Origin of the sequence: Lepagella muris (genome assembly GCF_004793975.1) — a bacterium.
Classification (GTDB): Bacteria; Bacteroidota; Bacteroidia; order Bacteroidales; family Muribaculaceae; genus Lepagella; species Lepagella muris.
This window is the reverse complement of record NZ_SRYB01000033.1, coordinates 1-15,578: the sequence shown is the minus strand read 5'-3', so window position 1 is coordinate 15,578 and position 15,578 is coordinate 1. Positions and strand designations below refer to the sequence as shown.

Sequence of the window (15,578 nt, the reverse complement as noted above, 5' to 3'; positions counted from 1 at the left end):
TTCAGAAATCAAGAAGGAGACAAACACAATATGGCTTTAAGAAAAGACAACAAGATAAAGAGCAACTTCACCAAGATTACTATTGGTCTCGCATCTCCGGAGGAGATCAAGGCCAAGAGTAGCGGTGAGGTGCTGAAGCCTGAGACAATCAACTACCGCACATACAAGCCGGAACGCGACGGACTTTTCTGCGAGAAGATTTTCGGTCCGGTGAAAGACTATGAGTGCCATTGCGGTAAATATAAGAGAATCCGCTATAAAGGCATTGTCTGCAACCATTGCGGTGTGGAGGTGACGGAGAAGAAAGTGCGTCGTGAGAGAATGGGACACATCGAACTGGTGGTGCCCGTGGCTCACATCTGGTACTTCCGTTCGCTCCCCAACAAGATTGGTTATCTGCTCGGTCTGCCCTCAAAGAAACTCGATGCCGTGATATATTATGAGCGGTATGTGGTCCTCAATCCCGGTCCTTCAGGCAGGGAGAAACTTGACCTTCTCACTGAAGAAGAGTATCTCGAGATTGAGGAGAATCTTCCTGAGGAGAACAGACTTCTCCCTGACGATGACCCCAACAAGTTTGTGGCAAAGATGGGAGCGGAGGCTGTATATGATCTTCTGAAGGATATCGATCTCGTGCGTCTGGCTGCCGAATTGCGCCATAAGGCAAACATCGACGGCTCGCAGCAGAGAAAGACAGAGGCCCTGAAGCGTCTGCAGGTGGTCAATTCATTCCTCGCTTCTGCCGACAGGAATAAGCCGGAATGGATGGTGCTCAAGGCAGTCCCCGTGATTCCGCCGGAGCTTCGTCCTCTCGTGCCGCTTGATGGCGGACGTTTCGCCACTTCCGACTTGAACGACCTTTACCGTCGTGTGATAATCCGCAACAACCGTCTGAAACGTCTTATCGAGATTCAGGCGCCTGAAGTGATTCTCCGTAATGAGAAGCGTCTGCTTCAGGAGGCTGTCGACTCGTTGCTCGACAACAGCCGTAAGGCATCTGCCGTGAAGAGCGATGTCAACCGTCCGTTGAAATCTCTTTCCGACAGCCTTAAAGGTAAGCAGGGTCGTTTCCGTCAGAACCTTCTCGGTAAGCGTGTCGACTACTCCGCTCGTTCGGTTATCGTCGTAGGTCCGGAGCTGAAGATGCATGAATGTGGTATCCCGAAACTCATGGCTGCCGAACTTTACAAGCCGTTCATCATCCGTAAGCTGATTGAACGCGGCATCGTGAAGACGGTGAAGAGCGCGAAGAAAATCGTAGACAGGAAGGAGCCTGTGGTATGGGATATCCTTGAGCATGTGATGAAGGGTCATCCCGTGTTGCTCAACCGTGCCCCGACTCTGCACCGTCTCGGTATCCAGGCTTTCCAGCCCAAGATGATCGAGGGTAAGGCTATCCAGCTGCACCCGTTGGCTTGTACGGCATTCAATGCCGACTTCGACGGCGACCAGATGGCTGTGCATCTCCCTCTCGGTAATGAGGCTATTCTTGAGGCACAGATGCTCATGCTCGGTGCCCACAACATACTTAACCCCGCCAACGGCGCGCCTATCACCGTGCCGTCGCAGGATATGGTTCTCGGTCTGTACTACATCACTAAACTCCGTAAGGGTGACAAGGGTGAAGGCACCAAGTTCTATGGTCCTGAGGAGGCTGAGATTGCATACAACGAAGGTAAGGTCACTCTTCATGCCCCCGTCACTGTCCTTGTTGATGATGTGGATGAGGAGGGTAATCCGGTGAAAGTGATGAAGGAGAACACCTCTGTAGGTCGTGTGCTCTTCAATCAGTTTGTGCCTAAGGAGATTGGCTACGTAAATGAGATTATCTCAAAGAAATCACTCCGCACGATCATCAGTAAGGTGATCAAGACTTGTGGTGTGACACGTTCCGCCCAGTTCCTTGATGATATCAAGAACCTTGGTTACAAGATGGCATTCCGTGGTGGTCTGTCGTTCAACCTTGGCGACGTTATTATCCCGAAGGAGAAGGAGGAATATGTGGCTGAGGGTTATGCTCAGGTTGAAGAGGTGCTCAATAACTATGCAATGGGTCTTATCGGTGATAACGACCGATATAACCAGGTCATCGATATCTGGACACACGTCAACGCCAAGCTTGCAAACACTCTGATGAAGCAGATGGAGGAAGACCAGCAGGGCTTCAACTCTGTCTACATGATGCTTGACTCCGGTGCCCGTGGTTCTAAGGACCAGATCCGTCAGCTTTCCGGTATGCGTGGTCTTATGGCTAAGCCGCAGAAAGCCGGTGCCGAGGGTGGTCAGATCATCGAGAACCCGATTCTTGCTAACTTCAAGGAGGGTCTGTCAGTGCTTGAGTACTTTATCTCTACCCACGGTGCACGTAAGGGTCTTGCGGATACTGCGTTGAAAACGGCGGATGCCGGTTATCTGACTCGTCGTCTTGTCGATGTCGCTCATGATGTGATCATCAATGAGGAGGACTGCGGCACTCTGCGTGGTCTTGAATGTCGTGAGATAAAGAACAACGAGGAGGTTGTGGCTTCTCTCAGCGAGAGAATCCTCGGTCGTGTGTCGGTGCATGACATTATCGACCCATATACCAATGAGGTCATCGTGGCTGCCGGTGAGGAAATCAACGACATTGCCGCTGACCGCATAGAGAAATCTCCGATTGAATCTGTTGAGATACGTTCGGTGCTCACTTGCGAGTCGAAGAAGGGTGTTTGTGCCAAGTGCTACGGTCGTAACCTCTCTACCCACCGTATGGTGCAGAAGGGTGAGGCTGTCGGCGTCATCGCTGCTCAGTCTATCGGCGAGCCGGGTACGCAGCTTACACTCCGTACATTCCACGTCGGTGGTGTGGCGAGCAACGTTGCGGCTATCAAGGACGTCACTTCAAAATATGAGGGTAAACTTGAGATCGATGAGCTACGTACTGTCAAGAATAAGGATGGTGTAGATGTAGTCGTAGGTCGTATGGCTGAGATGAGAATCGTTGAGCCGAAATCGGGCATCGTACTCACTACTGCAAATATACCTTACGGTTCGAAACTCTATTTCAAGGATGGCGATACTGTCAACGTCGGCGATATGATCTGCGAATGGGACCCCTTCAATGCTGTGATCGTAGCGGAAGAGGGTGGTCAGGTAAGATTTGAGAACATGGATGAAGGCGTCACGTTCCGCACCGAAAGCGATGAGGGCACCAACCTCAGTGAGAAGATCATCATCGAGTCAAAAGACAGAACGAAAGTGCCTGCCGCTGAGTTCTATGACAATGGCGGTAATCTCGTGCGCACATATTCGCTCCCTGTGGGTGCTCACTTGCTCATCAACGAAGGTGAGGTGCTCACTCCGGGTGAGGTGTTCGTTAAGATTCCTCGTTCAGCAGGTAATGCCGGTGACATCACCGGTGGTCTGCCGCGTGTGACCGAGCTCTTTGAGGCCCGTAATCCGAGCAACCCTGCAGTGGTGAGTGAAATCGATGGTGAGGTGAAATTCGGAAAGATCAAACGTGGTAACCGTGAGATCTCCGTCACTTCCAAACTCGGTGAGGAGAAGAAATATCTCGTGCCGCTGTCTAAGCAGATTCTTGTGCAGGAGAACGACTTCGTGCGTGCCGGAACTCCGCTTTCCGACGGTCATATCACTCCTGCCGACATCCTCAATATCAAGGGTCCGACAGCCGTTCAGGATTATATCGTGAATGAGGTTCAGGACGTCTACCGTATGCAGGGTGTGAAGATCAACGACAAGCACTTCGAGGTGATTGTGCGCCAGATGATGCGTAAGGTGAATATCCTTGATCCGGGCGATACGAAATTCCTTGAGCAGCAGGTTGTGGATAAGCTTGAGTTCATGGAGGAGAACGACAATATCTGGGGTAAGAAGGTGATTACCGATGCCGGTGATTCCACTACGTATCTTGCCGGTCAGATTATCACTGTCCGTAAGCTCCGTGATGAGAACTCAGCTCTTAAGCGTAAGGACTTGCGTGTGATGCAGGTGCGCGACGCAGTTCCGGCTACATCAGAGCAGATTCTTCAGGGTATCACCCGTGCAGCACTTCAGACATCGAGCTTCATGTCGGCAGCTTCATTCCAGGAGACCACCAAGGTGCTCAACGAGGCTGCAATCAACGGTAAGACCGATAATCTTGAGGGTATGAAGGAGAACGTCATCTGCGGTCACCTGATTCCTGCCGGTACCGGTCTGAGAGAATACAACCGACTGGTGGTGGCAAACAAAGATGAATATGCCGCACTCCAGCTCACTGACAATCCGGAAGAGCTGGTAGTAGGATAAAATAGCGACAAGCGATAAAAATGAGGACCGACGGAATTTCCGCCGGTCCTTGTTTTTTAGGGGAGAAGAGAAAGAATTATCATGATATAACATGATTCAACATGTTACAACATGATAAATCATGATTCACCATGATAAAACATGATCCATCATGATTTATCAGTCAAAACTCAGAATCAATCCTTAAGATAATACACAATCGTCGAGACTACGCGCACTCTTTTGATGTAGGGTGTGTATTGGTCGCGGTCCTCAATCGAGAACTGTCCCTGTGATGCCGTCTTGATTTTGCCGAGCTTGCTTTCTGAATCATCAGCAAATTTGTTGGCTGCCTCACGGGCATTTTTCGTGGCATCAGCTATCATTGTCGGCTTGATGCTGTTGAGATCGGTATATTCGTATGTAGTCTGATACTGATAGTCGCCTGCAACGATTGCGATACCCTGTTTCAGAAGCTCCGTCTGGCGTTCGATAAGTTTACGCACCTGTTCCACCTGAGAGGAGGTGACGACCACTACGTTAGTGACGTTATAACGGAAAGGTATGCTTTGCGAATTATAACGGTCAGCCTGCAGGTCGATTACCTGGGGCGCGTTTATGGAGATTTCGGAATCCTTGATGCCGTTGGTCTTCAGAAACGACAGGATGGCAGTGTTGGTACGCTCGATGTTGGCATAGATGGATGGCAGGTCGTTGCCCACCTCTTTACTTACGATAGGCCAAGTCACTTTGTTGGCATTTACCTCTCGTTCGGAAAGACCTCTGACAGTGACCACGCGCTGGTTGTCGGAGATGCTGGAAAGTCCTTTGCGTACTTGGACGCCCAGAAGCAGCAGACCGATACAGATCAGAAGTCCGCACGTGGAGGTGGAAAAGTTGAACACGCTCTTGCCTGATGATTTGCAATTGTCTTGATTGTCCATTTTGATAAGTGGTTTAAGATTTTTATTAAAAAATTTTTATTAATGATGATTATAAATGAAGTCTGCATAAGGGGTATGGTGGAATCTTTTAGGCTGTCCGTGGAACAAGATTGAACCGATTCTATACGACTTCTATTATATTTAACATTGAAAGTGGTTTCTTTGATACAATAAATTCAATATTTTTTTGTAATTTCGCGAAATAAAGAGAATTTGCCCTCTTTGAGAGCCTGCTATGCCTGGCGATGGGGCGACTTGACAATTAGAACAGCAATGATAGATAAGATAAATCGGATAAAAGAAGAGGCGGCTGCTGCTACGGCTGCTACAGCGCAGGAGGTGGAGGATCTCCGTATAAAGTTTTTGAGCAAGAAAGGGGTGGTATCCTCTCTTATGGCTGATTTCCGAAATGTGCCGGCAGAAAGCAAGCGCGAGCTCGGACAGAAACTTAACGAATTGAAGACGTTTGTGACTGAAAAGATAAACAGTCTGAAAGAGGGTCTTTCCGCTAATGCCGACGAAGAGGCGGCAGCCGTTGACTTGACAAGAACCGAGACGTTGTTGCCGGTAGGCTCACGCCATCCGCTTTCAATCGTGAAGAACGATATTATCCGCATTTTCGCGGGAATGGGTTTCACGATTGCAGAAGGTCCGGAGATTGAGGATGATTGGCACGTGTTCTCTTCCTTGAATTTCCCCGCCGATCATCCTGCCCGCGACATGCAGGACACTTTCTTCATCTCACGTAATCCGGTCGACGTGCTTCTCCGCACGCACACTTCCTCCGTTCAGACGCGGGTGATGGAGAAGACCCAGCCCCCAATCAGAATCGTCTGCCCCGGTAGAGTCTACCGTAACGAGGCTATTTCCGCACGTGCCCACTGCTTCTTCCATCAGGTGGAGGGTCTGTATATCGATAAGAACGTATCGTTTGCAGATCTGAAGCAAGTGCTCCTTAATTTTGCCAAGGAGATGTTTGGTCCCGAGACAAAGATACGTCTCCGTCCCTCATATTTCCCGTTTACAGAGCCATCTGCGGAAATGGATATAAGCTGCGATCTTTGTGGTGGCAAGGGTTGCGCGTTCTGCAAAGGCACCGGTTGGGTGGAGATTCTCGGATGCGGCATGGTCGATCCCAACGTGCTTAAGGCCTGTGGCATCGATCCCGAAGTGTATTCCGGATATGCATTCGGAATGGGCATCGAGCGCATCACCAATCTGAAATATAGGGTCAAGGACTTGCGAATGTTCAGCGAGAACGACGTACGTTTCCTCGCCGAATTTGAGTCTGCACGCTGATAGATATGTATGCTCCGGTAAATCCGGAAATCTGATGCGAAAAATGACATTAAAAGAGAGATATGACGGAGTGATTGCTTGGTTTTCGGAGAATATGCCTTCTCCGGAAACCGAGTTGCATTACGACACTCCATTTCATCTGCTTCTCGCAGTTATACTCTCCGCCCAATGCACCGACAAGAGGGTCAATATCGTGACGCCTCCGCTCTTTGAAGCATATTCGGATGCGGCGGCTTTGGCGGCGGCTTCTGAAGAAGACGTTTTCAATTTTATAAAAAGCGTCACATTCCCCAATAATAAGACTCGTCATCTCATCAGGGCGGCGAAAGTGCTGATGGAGGAGTTCGGAGGAGAGATGCCTTCCGACATAGAGGGTCTTATGAAATTGCCCGGGGTGGGACGTAAGACTGCCAATGTGATGCTTTCCGTAGTATGGGACAAGGCAGCGATGGCGGTGGATACTCATGTGTTCAGGGTAAGCAACAGAATCGGTCTTACCAATAATTCCAAGACTCCGCTTGCTACAGAGAAAACTCTGATGAGGCATATACCCGGCGATGTGGTGCCGAAAGCTCATCATTGGCTGATACTGCACGGACGATACGTATGCAAGGCGCGTAAGCCGGAGTGCGGAAACTGTGGAATCAAGGGATGGTGTCGCTCGTATGCTAATGAAATGAAGAAGAATTCCGGTAAGTGAATGCCGGAGGAAACAAGGGTCGTAGATCCGACCGACAAGTGGAAATGGAATATTCAAGATTACAAGATAAGTGCCGGGGGGCTTTGGTAGGTGGTGCCGTCGGCGATGCACTCGGCTATGCAGTCGAGTTTGATTCGTTGGAGGAAATTATCGAAAGGTTTGGAGAAAAAGGTATTACCCGTTACGTGACTGACGCTTGTGGTATGGCGCGTTTTTCCGACGACACACAGATGTCGCTCTTCACGCAAGAGGGTCTTTGCAATGGAATAATAGCCACGGAATTCGGGATGATCGAGGAGTTGATGCCGTATATTGAGAAATCTTATCTGGATTGGCTGACCACTCAAAGAGGGACACAGGAGGATCTGCCCGACAGCCGTCTTTCTCATGTGGATGAGCTTTGGGTGGCGCGTGCTCCGGGCATCACTTGCCTGAACGCTCTTGAGAATATACGGGCAGGCATAAATCATCGCAATGACTCTAAAGGTTGCGGAGGAGTGATGAGAGTAGCACCTGTCGGCATTTTTTGTGCTGCCCATTCCGATCTGTATGACTATGAGGATACGGCGCGTCTTGCCGGCATGGCAGCCGAGATAACACATCATCATCGGATGAGCACCTACGCGTCGGCATTGCTTGCCACCACGGTCAGAGACTGTATCGGAAAGTCAAATATCCGCCGTCTTGAATTTGAATGGATAGTGGAGGGCGGACTGATAATGCTGAAAAAATATTATGACGACGAATCAAAGATAATGGCTGAATTTTCTGCTATTATCCATCGTGCCATGTCGCTCGCAAAATCAGATATACCCGAGAGGGATGCCATTCGTAAGTTGGGACAAGGCTGGATAGCGGAAGAGGCACTTGCCATAGCCATCTTCTCAGTGATGCGACACGTGGGCGACTTTGAGAAATGCGTGGTGTGCGCAGTCAATCATGACGGCGACAGCGATTCCACAGGAGCAATTGCCGGGAATATCATTGGAGCGATACTCGGATATTCCGCCATACCATCATATTTCCTTGATAACCTTGAGATTCTCCATGTGCTGGAATCGGTGGCAGATGAACTCTGCGACGCCGATCCCATATAATGCGTTCGTAGCAAGTATTATACTTGGTATAGGAAGCGTTTTATGCTTCTCTTGGGAGTCTTCTCAAATTCCTTATCCATCAGGCGGTGGGCACTGAGCTTGCTATATGATTCAAGCTGCTTGTTGACCTCGCGGATATTATCCTCCATCACCTTATCGATATCTGCTTTCGTCAATTTCTTTGCCTCGGCAGCATCCATGTCGGGCACAATTAGAGCCACAAGCTTACCATGATCATCAATGACGAGGGATTCTGCCACCAATGGCATATTGTTGAGCTTCTGCTCGATCTCCTCCGGATATATGTTCTGTCCCGACGGACCGAGAATCATCGTCTTACTGCGTCCGCTGATTGAGATAAGACCGTCGGGGGCGATTGTGCCCATGTCTCCGGTGTTCATCCAGCCGTCGCCATTAGGAAACACCTCCTTTGTGGCATCCTCATTCTTATAATATCCTTTCATAACGTTGTCGCCCTTGACAAGGATATTCCCCGGGATATTTGCAGGATCAGGCGAGTCAATCTTTATCTGCATCCTGTCGACTATCCTGCCTACGGTGTGTGGGCGCGTCTCCGTCGGCGGGGCATACGTCAGTAGCGGACCACATTCAGTCATGCCGTAACCGACTGTGACAGGGAATTTGATTTTATTGAGAAATTTCTCCACGTCGGGATTAAGCGGTGCGCCACCGATTATGATCTCAATCACCTGCCCGCCAAACACGTTGATAAGCGTAGCCCTTATCTTGGAATATATCCTCGTGTTGATGATCGGAAGTTTCAGAAGAAACTTCATGGTGGGGGTCTGTATCTTTGGGAATACTTTTGTCTTTATGATCTTTTCAAGCACAAGCGGCACCGTGATTATAAGCTTCGGACGCACCTGTGAGAATGCCGAGAGAAGCACTTTGGGTGAGGGCACTTTGGTGAGGAAATTGCAATGGCATCCTTTCACGAATGGATGCAGCATCTCGATAACCATGCCATACAGGTGTCCGAGCGGAAGCATGTTGACCATACCGTCTCCCGGCTTAAGGAAGTTAAGGTCATCGATGGAATATCGTATGTTGCTCCAGATGCTGAGGAAGGGGAGCATCACCCCTTTGGGGGTGCCGGTTGAGCCTGATGTATAGTTGATGACGGCGAGATCTTCCGGACTGTCGCGGTAATAATTGACGTCGGCAGGGGAGAAGTCTTCCGGATATTCCTCTCCGAAAAGGGCGTTGATCTCCTTGCGTGTCTCCTCAATTTTCTTACTGTTGGAGAAGGCGAGACCCTCCTCCGAGATATAGAATGCCGCAGAAATACCTTTAAGCACATTGAAATCAAGTCTGTCGGCAATCTGCTTGTCAGTGAAGAGCAGGCGAGCCTCGCTATGATTGACGAGACTTTGTATATTTTCCGGCTTAAACTCATGGAGAATAGGCACTGCCACCGCCCCATACGTCAGGCAGCTGATGAATATCACTGCCCATGATGCGGAATTCTTGCCGCAGATAGCTATCTTGTCGCCGGGTTTGATGCCGGCAGCCCGATAGATTATGTGCAGCTTGCCTATCTGTTCTGCCACTTCAGAAAACTTGAAGCTCACGCCTCCGAGATCGGAGAATGCCATGAGTTGCCAATTGTTTCTTATTGATTTTTCAATAAGACTGTTTAGCGATCTTTCGCCGTAGGGTGTCGGTGTGTTTTTTTTCTTAGATAAAAACATAGTTTGTCTTGTTTACTTTGCACCGTTATCCAAGACTGTTTTAAGACGGGCATCTATCTGTTGTAGCGATTCATCGCGCGATATAATCTTCCCGTCGGGACCTATCAGCATGTGGTGAGGTATGCCGGAGAATCCATATATGTCGTATGGTCGTCGTTGCGTGTTCAGGATTACGGGCCAGGTGATATTATGTTTGTTGACTGCTGCCTTCGAATCGTCAGGAGTGTCTCTTACCGCCACCCCCACTATCTCGAGCCCTTTATCTTTCCATCTCTCATAGAGAGCCGACATTTCCGGAAGCTCCTTTATGCAATAGGGGCACCAGCTTGCCCAGAAATCTACGAGAGTGAATACACCCGGTTTAACAAATGAAGAGAATTTTGTGTTCACGCCATCGATGGTTTCTCCTTCAAAATCCACGAATGGTTGACCAGGAGCCGTTGCCGCCCGCAGTTTGGCGAAGTTCTGATAATATTTCGCCTTTGACGATTCTTTTAGATTCACAGGTGCTTCCGCAAGCAGACTGTCCACCTTATTATAGTCTGCATACTTCAGCCATTCGATGCCGAAATACGAACCGATGGGATTTTTCTTATTATCATTATAGCTTTTCTCTACAAACTCTACATACGCATCAGCATCGTCGAGATTTTCCAACGAGTCAAGGCTACTGAGCATCTTGGCAAAGCTGTCGTTGAGCGGAGTGCCGGATGCTGTCGAGGTGCTGTCGTTGAGAGTGGCGAGTCCCGGCTCCGTGATATAGAATGCACGCGTGCGTCCGTCAATGAGGACGGAGGCAAATACCGGCTCTGACGGGAGTTCGCTGAGTCGTACCTTCCCATTCTCTACAGTAGCTGTGGCTATCGATGTTGAGTCAAGGAAATTGATGAGTTCTACAGTCTGCCCTTCGAATTTGTCGGAAAGGGAGATCTCAAGCTCCGTTTCCTTTTGCGAACATGAGGCGGAGATTAGGGCGGCACCTGCCAATATGAAATTAATGATATGTCTTTTCATTAGGTTGCGGGTCTTAATCGGTTATGAAAATATAACAGGCATCGGTGGGAGGCCGACGCCTGCATTATGACTCTATGATGATAATTTAGACAAATTTTTTGAGGAGAGGTTTAATTGGTAGGATTTAATTTCGACAATAAAATTGTCGAAAAACTTTGAAATTATCGAAACTTCAAGATTGTTGAAACTTTGAAATTTAGAGACTTCAATCAGCCGTTAAGGGAATAATTGATTGATCCAAGTGGAATCTTCCCTTCCATATACACTACGCTGACGTTTTCCCCTCCGTTCTGAGTGATGACAAGGAGATGGGTCACGTATTTCTTATCCCCGGAAAGACGTGCGAAAACGTCATAACGGTAGTAATCCTTCTTCTTGGTGGTCAGTGTCTCAAGTTTGTTGTCGTTCTTGATTCTCTTTATGATTTTCCAGAGAGATTCATTGGTGCCCCCGGTGTATGTGGAGATTGTCTCGATACACTTCAGATTCTGGCTTGACACAGGAAGACCGCCATAGTTTTCATGGGAAAGAGGGGTGTCGCCCATGGCTTGCAGCATGAGGGGAGAGATGTAGGTATAGTCGAATTCCGGGTCTGATGCAAGGCTCTCGAAATATTTCTGCGGGCTGCCGGCAAAAGCCGAAATTGAAAAGCAACTCATGGCTATGAGTATAAAAATCTTGAGTAGGTTCTTCATATCGTAATATTTTTAATCTTAATTCGCTTGTTGAGGGATAGAGGCATGCTCCTCCGGAGAGAGAAGGGCAAGAGAGGAATTAACCATCTCAAAGGCATCGGCTATCCCGGCAAAGGCAGAAGACACGATGTCGACAGATTCATAGACATTGCTCACCGTCTGGCTGAGGGTGGTCAGCGGTTGCATGACTATCTCCGAAGGGTCTATGATTGCGGCTGCCAGCATGGGACGTATCTCAGCTACAGGCTCTGTAAAATCCGGAATCTTCATGTTGGGTGGGAGAGAGAGGGGTTCCGGAAGTGGGGTCTTTGTCTCTGCCTTAAGGTTTTCAGTCGTTACGTTCGTCGTCTTTTTCTTATCCTTGCGTATGGATTTATATTGTATTCTCACAGACGCATTGCCCGGAGCAGCAACGGTGATAGTTGTCGGATCAATTGCGTGTGATTCTTCGGCAGTAGGCGTAGAGGCTACAGCCGCAAGCTGACCTGAAGCCGGCAGTGGATTAGTGTCAGGAAATGAGGGTTGCCGGGATGGAAGACCGATTGTGAGAATTATCCCCGCTATTGCAGCTGCCGCGCCCGAATATGTGGCGGCGAGTCGCCATCTCCGTTTCCGGCTTGAGGCAGAGAGTCGGGAAATATGTTTCTCGAGTCTTGCTTCAAGTCCGGGCGGCGTCTGGGCTGAGAGATTGTCAAGAGTGCGGAGGTTAAGCTGATGGAGTGCTGCGACTACGCTAAGGTCGTTGAGTAGCATCCTGTCAGGCATAACACCGTTCTCCTTGCCAGACAATATGCTCTCGGCATATTTGTCAAGCAGACTCATCTCAGCTTCTGAGATAGTGGCGTTGAAAAATTTTTCAGTCAGATGTCTGACGGTATTAAGATCATGTTCTGTCATATTCCTATATGTTGAGGTAAGAGAGTTTATATTTTAGAGAAGAGTTCGCGAAGTTTCTTTCGTCCGCGCGAGAGCAGCACCCGGATATTATCTTCAGATAGCCCGGTGGCGTGATGTATCTCGGAAGAAGAGAGACCGCCTACGCCGTTGAGTGTCAGCACCCGTCGTTGGTTGGCAGGGAGAGACTGCAACATATTGCGCAATTTCTCCAGATCGTCTTTCGCCTCTGTCAATGACGATGGGGTCGGAGCGCTGTCCGCTATGTCGGGTATTGACCCGTCGATGGCATCAAAGGCAGGGCGTGAACGGCTCACCATTGATAGCGCAATATTCTTGACTGTCACGGTGGCATAGCCCGCCACATTTTCTATTTCAGAAAGGCGTCCCCGATTTTCCCACAGACGGGTGAAAGCCTCCTGGATGCAATCCTCCGCATCGCTCTCATTCCGCAGGATGGTGAGGGCGTAGGCATATAGAGTCTTATGGAGCGGCATCACGCAATTTTTGAACCGGCTTTCGTTCATCTGTCAGTGTTATTCCTGTTATGTCCGGTTGTGTCAGATTTAACCTGCACATACTGAACTATCATAGGGGGATGTATTGAAGTTTAGACAACTTCATTTCCCTTTCTGATATAACGACTCGCAAATGAGAAAAATGTTACACCGACATTGATATTTTTTTTCTAATTTTTTTGAAATGGAGTATATTTGCAAAATAAAAAATATTGGAAAATATGGAGAATTTGACAGGATTAGGCAGACATTATCTTTTTCGTCCTGCCGGACTAAGGGATGTGGCTGTAGCCACACGCATTTTGCGAGATGCGGCGCAGAAGATGATGGCAGAGGGTAAATGTCAGTGGACAGAGACGTATCCATCGGAATCCAACGTATTGTCGGATATAAAGGCAGGGAATGCGTATGTGATTGAGACGGATGGCATAGTGGAGGCATACGGGGCTATGGTGTTTACAGGAGAGAGTGCCTACGATGATATTGATGGGGAATGGCTCTCTGATTCTCCCTACGTTGTGGTTCATCGTCTTGCCGTGGCACAATCCGCGCAGGGTAGAGGTGTGGCAAGCCGATTCATGAAGATGGTGGAGGTGCAGGCTGCAGAGCGGGGCATCAGTAGTTTTCGTGTAGACACAAATTTTGACAATAGGGCGATGCTGACACTGTTGGAGAAAAGAGGCTTCTGCTATTGTGGAGACGTCCGCTATCCGCAAGGTGGACGTATGGCTTTTGAGAAATTGATCTGACAGGAAATGAAAAATCTGATCAGATGAGAAACGAGAAATTAATCTTGTGGGAAATTTTTTTCAAAAAAATGACAACCTCAATGAACCATCCATGCTGCCGGGTGTTATAATTACAGAAAATCGTTTCATGATGTTAGGTTAGTTAGAAAGTTAAGAAGGCTGTCGATGTGAATCGGCAGCCTTTTCTGCGTTTATGGATTCGTGTTGCTATAATTTACAAATCCCTTTTACTATATGAGATGTAATCCAACTTATTGAGTAAATCCGAAGCAAGGATGCTTGAATCAGCATCCGCGTTTTGTGCAAATTCCTTCAATATCTCAAAGGTTAGCTGAGGATTGACCGGATATAGATAGTCGGCAACCCAATTACAAATCTCCGGGGAATAAAATTCATCCGAATATGATACCAATTCTTTGATTAATCCATGATCAGAGAGATAATTGATTGTCGTCATTATATCTTTGCTTAGGGCATGGTGGTCTCCTGGCGAGGGATATTCCACATAATTCTCGAATAGTTCAAATAAATATTCGAAAGCAGTGGAGTCATCCTTTATCTGAAGAGGTGGCATCACTTTTTCAAACTCCTCTTCTGTAATCATAGATGATCCCTTGTCGTTGAATACATCTATTCCCTCATCTATCTTTTTGTTAAATTCTTTTGACAAATTATCTGGATCAAAGATACTGTTTAAGATTTCAGTCGTTTGTGGAGTCATATATATGGCTCGCACGGGGCTGCCTTTGTAAATTTCAGCGAGGTAAGAGGTGTCGTTATTCTTATTCCGGAAATAATAGCATTTTTGGTAGTTCTTATTCTCCTCGTCAGAAAGAATTTTCTTCAAAATATCTATCGTATTTCTGTCGGCATCACGTTTATTCATCTCGATCACAAGATTGATCTGTATCCCCACATTCTCTTTCATGAAATGGCAGGTGGCCTTTATTCCTGAATTTTTAAGGACGTTTTTGAGGTGCTCCACACGTCTCTGTCCCTCATTCTCCGCATCTGTAGGGGAAAGCCAGAGAGTTTTCATTACAATAAATTGTTTCTCCTGCCTTTGTAATACAAAAATGGAATCAGTGCTTTCATCATGGTAAGAATACTTCTTTGCTTTTTGGCGAAAACTGCTTACATGAGTCTCCACACTTGGATCAATCATCCTTATCCTGCGGCAAAACCAATATTGATCAAGATTCCCAAGTTTTGTTATCAACATAAGTATAATAATGGTTATTACAGGAGTCAGGAAAGTACTGTAATCTATTTCTACCCCCAAATAATCACTTAGCCATACGATAAGGAATATCACCAAAGCGACTCCCAATATACCGGCTATACAATAAAGGACATTACGATATTTTCTGAAAAATCCTTGTAACGGTTTTGATTCATTATTATGAGACATACTCTGCATGGTGCTTAGGTTTATAAGATTGGCAATTAAGTTTAGAAAATAACAATCATAAAAATGGTTGAATGAAGTTTAGATAACTTCGTTTGCAAAGTTAACTAAAAATAAATTAAACAGATAGAAAAAGTGATGGAAAAATATCAAAAAAAATCACCACTTAATGAACCGAATGGCAACAGTCGATGTTATAATTACAGAAAATCGTTTCATGATGTTAGGTTAGTTAGAAAGTTAAGAAGGCTGTCGATGTGAATCGGCAGCCTTTTCTGC

At 47.5% G+C, this 15,578-nt stretch carries 12 protein-coding genes; 5 read left to right on the top strand and 7 right to left on the bottom strand.

The window, feature by feature from the left end; translation table 11 throughout:
* The first annotated feature begins 30 nt into the window (after window positions 1-30).
* Window positions 31-4,290: a DNA-directed RNA polymerase subunit beta' gene (gene rpoC / locus E5331_RS16645; RefSeq protein ID WP_123484034.1), complete on the top strand. Its 4,260-nt coding sequence runs from the start codon at window positions 31-33 to the stop codon at window positions 4,288-4,290.
* 176 nt (window positions 4,291-4,466) lie between these two features.
* On the opposite strand, the gene E5331_RS16640 is transcribed toward rpoC, so the two are convergent.
* The gene (locus E5331_RS16640; RefSeq protein ID WP_123484035.1) at window positions 4,467-5,213 is read right to left on the bottom strand and encodes an SIMPL domain-containing protein; all 747 of its coding nucleotides are present in this window, start codon (window positions 5,211-5,213) and stop codon (window positions 4,467-4,469) included.
* 273 nt (window positions 5,214-5,486) lie between these two features.
* Between E5331_RS16640 and pheS the strand changes: the two genes are divergently transcribed.
* From pheS to E5331_RS16625, 3 genes are read left to right on the top strand one after another with little or no spacing between them, the layout of a single operon-like run.
* On the top strand, window positions 5,487-6,512 hold the full coding sequence (gene pheS, locus E5331_RS16635; RefSeq protein ID WP_123484036.1) for a phenylalanine--tRNA ligase subunit alpha: 1,026 nt from the start codon (window positions 5,487-5,489) through the stop codon (window positions 6,510-6,512).
* 43 nt (window positions 6,513-6,555) lie between these two features.
* Window positions 6,556-7,212: an endonuclease III gene (gene nth / locus E5331_RS16630; protein ID WP_135985887.1), complete on the top strand. Its 657-nt coding sequence runs from the start codon at window positions 6,556-6,558 to the stop codon at window positions 7,210-7,212.
* Window positions 7,213-7,256: 44 nt separating this feature from the next.
* Window positions 7,257-8,309 carry an ADP-ribosylglycohydrolase family protein gene (locus E5331_RS16625; RefSeq protein ID WP_135985879.1) on the top strand — a complete coding sequence of 351 codons (1,053 nt, stop codon included), beginning with the start codon at window positions 7,257-7,259 and terminating at the stop codon, window positions 8,307-8,309.
* 17 nt (window positions 8,310-8,326) lie between these two features.
* Here E5331_RS16625 and E5331_RS16620 read toward each other — a convergent pair whose 3' ends face one another.
* The 5 genes from E5331_RS16620 to E5331_RS16600 all read right to left on the bottom strand — a co-directional run bounded on the left by E5331_RS16620 (window position 8,327) and on the right by E5331_RS16600 (window position 13,151).
* On the bottom strand, window positions 8,327-10,021 hold the full coding sequence (locus E5331_RS16620; protein ID WP_123484039.1) for an AMP-binding protein: 1,695 nt from the start codon (window positions 10,019-10,021) through the stop codon (window positions 8,327-8,329).
* Between the two features lie 12 nt (window positions 10,022-10,033).
* Entirely contained in the window at window positions 10,034-11,035 is a 1,002-nt protein-coding gene (locus E5331_RS16615) for a TlpA disulfide reductase family protein (RefSeq protein WP_135985881.1), read from the bottom strand.
* Window positions 11,036-11,244: 209 nt separating this feature from the next.
* Complete coding sequence (locus E5331_RS16610; protein ID WP_123484041.1) at window positions 11,245-11,730, bottom strand: DUF4252 domain-containing protein; 486 nt, start codon at window positions 11,728-11,730, stop codon at window positions 11,245-11,247.
* A gap of 18 nt (window positions 11,731-11,748) precedes the next feature.
* The gene (locus E5331_RS16605; RefSeq protein WP_135985883.1) at window positions 11,749-12,627 is read right to left on the bottom strand and encodes a hypothetical protein; all 879 of its coding nucleotides are present in this window, start codon (window positions 12,625-12,627) and stop codon (window positions 11,749-11,751) included.
* Window positions 12,628-12,653: 26 nt separating this feature from the next.
* Complete coding sequence (locus E5331_RS16600; RefSeq protein WP_123484043.1) at window positions 12,654-13,151, bottom strand: RNA polymerase sigma factor; 498 nt, start codon at window positions 13,149-13,151, stop codon at window positions 12,654-12,656.
* Between the two features lie 212 nt (window positions 13,152-13,363).
* Here E5331_RS16600 and E5331_RS16595 point away from each other — a divergent pair, with 212 nt between their 5' ends.
* Complete coding sequence (locus tag E5331_RS16595; protein ID WP_135985885.1) at window positions 13,364-13,891, top strand: GNAT family N-acetyltransferase; 528 nt, start codon at window positions 13,364-13,366, stop codon at window positions 13,889-13,891.
* 214 nt (window positions 13,892-14,105) lie between these two features.
* On the opposite strand, the gene E5331_RS16590 is transcribed toward E5331_RS16595, so the two are convergent.
* Window positions 14,106-14,930 carry a hypothetical protein gene (locus tag E5331_RS16590; protein ID WP_123484045.1) on the bottom strand — a complete coding sequence of 275 codons (825 nt, stop codon included), beginning with the start codon at window positions 14,928-14,930 and terminating at the stop codon, window positions 14,106-14,108.
* Window positions 14,931-15,578 lie beyond the last annotated feature (648 nt).

Excerpts from the sequence above, each read along its gene's own strand:
- rpoC (WP_123484034.1), top strand. The coding sequence starts at position 31 with ATGGCTTTAAGAAAAGACAACAAGATAAAGAGCAACTTCACCAAGATT.
- E5331_RS16640 (WP_123484035.1), bottom strand. The coding sequence starts at position 5,213 with ATGGACAATCAAGACAATTGCAAATCATCAGGCAAGAGCGTGTTCAAC.
- pheS (WP_123484036.1), top strand. The coding sequence starts at position 5,487 with ATGATAGATAAGATAAATCGGATAAAAGAAGAGGCGGCTGCTGCTACG.
- nth (WP_135985887.1), top strand. The coding sequence starts at position 6,556 with ATGACATTAAAAGAGAGATATGACGGAGTGATTGCTTGGTTTTCGGAG.
- E5331_RS16625 (WP_135985879.1), top strand. The coding sequence starts at position 7,257 with ATGGAATATTCAAGATTACAAGATAAGTGCCGGGGGGCTTTGGTAGGT.
- E5331_RS16620 (WP_123484039.1), bottom strand. The coding sequence starts at position 10,021 with ATGTTTTTATCTAAGAAAAAAAACACACCGACACCCTACGGCGAAAGA.
- E5331_RS16615 (WP_135985881.1), bottom strand. The coding sequence starts at position 11,035 with ATGAAAAGACATATCATTAATTTCATATTGGCAGGTGCCGCCCTAATC.
- E5331_RS16610 (WP_123484041.1), bottom strand. The coding sequence starts at position 11,730 with ATGAAGAACCTACTCAAGATTTTTATACTCATAGCCATGAGTTGCTTT.
- E5331_RS16605 (WP_135985883.1), bottom strand. The coding sequence starts at position 12,627 with ATGACAGAACATGATCTTAATACCGTCAGACATCTGACTGAAAAATTT.
- E5331_RS16600 (WP_123484043.1), bottom strand. The coding sequence starts at position 13,151 with ATGAACGAAAGCCGGTTCAAAAATTGCGTGATGCCGCTCCATAAGACT.
- E5331_RS16595 (WP_135985885.1), top strand. The coding sequence starts at position 13,364 with ATGGAGAATTTGACAGGATTAGGCAGACATTATCTTTTTCGTCCTGCC.
- E5331_RS16590 (WP_123484045.1), bottom strand. The coding sequence starts at position 14,930 with ATGAAAACTCTCTGGCTTTCCCCTACAGATGCGGAGAATGAGGGACAG.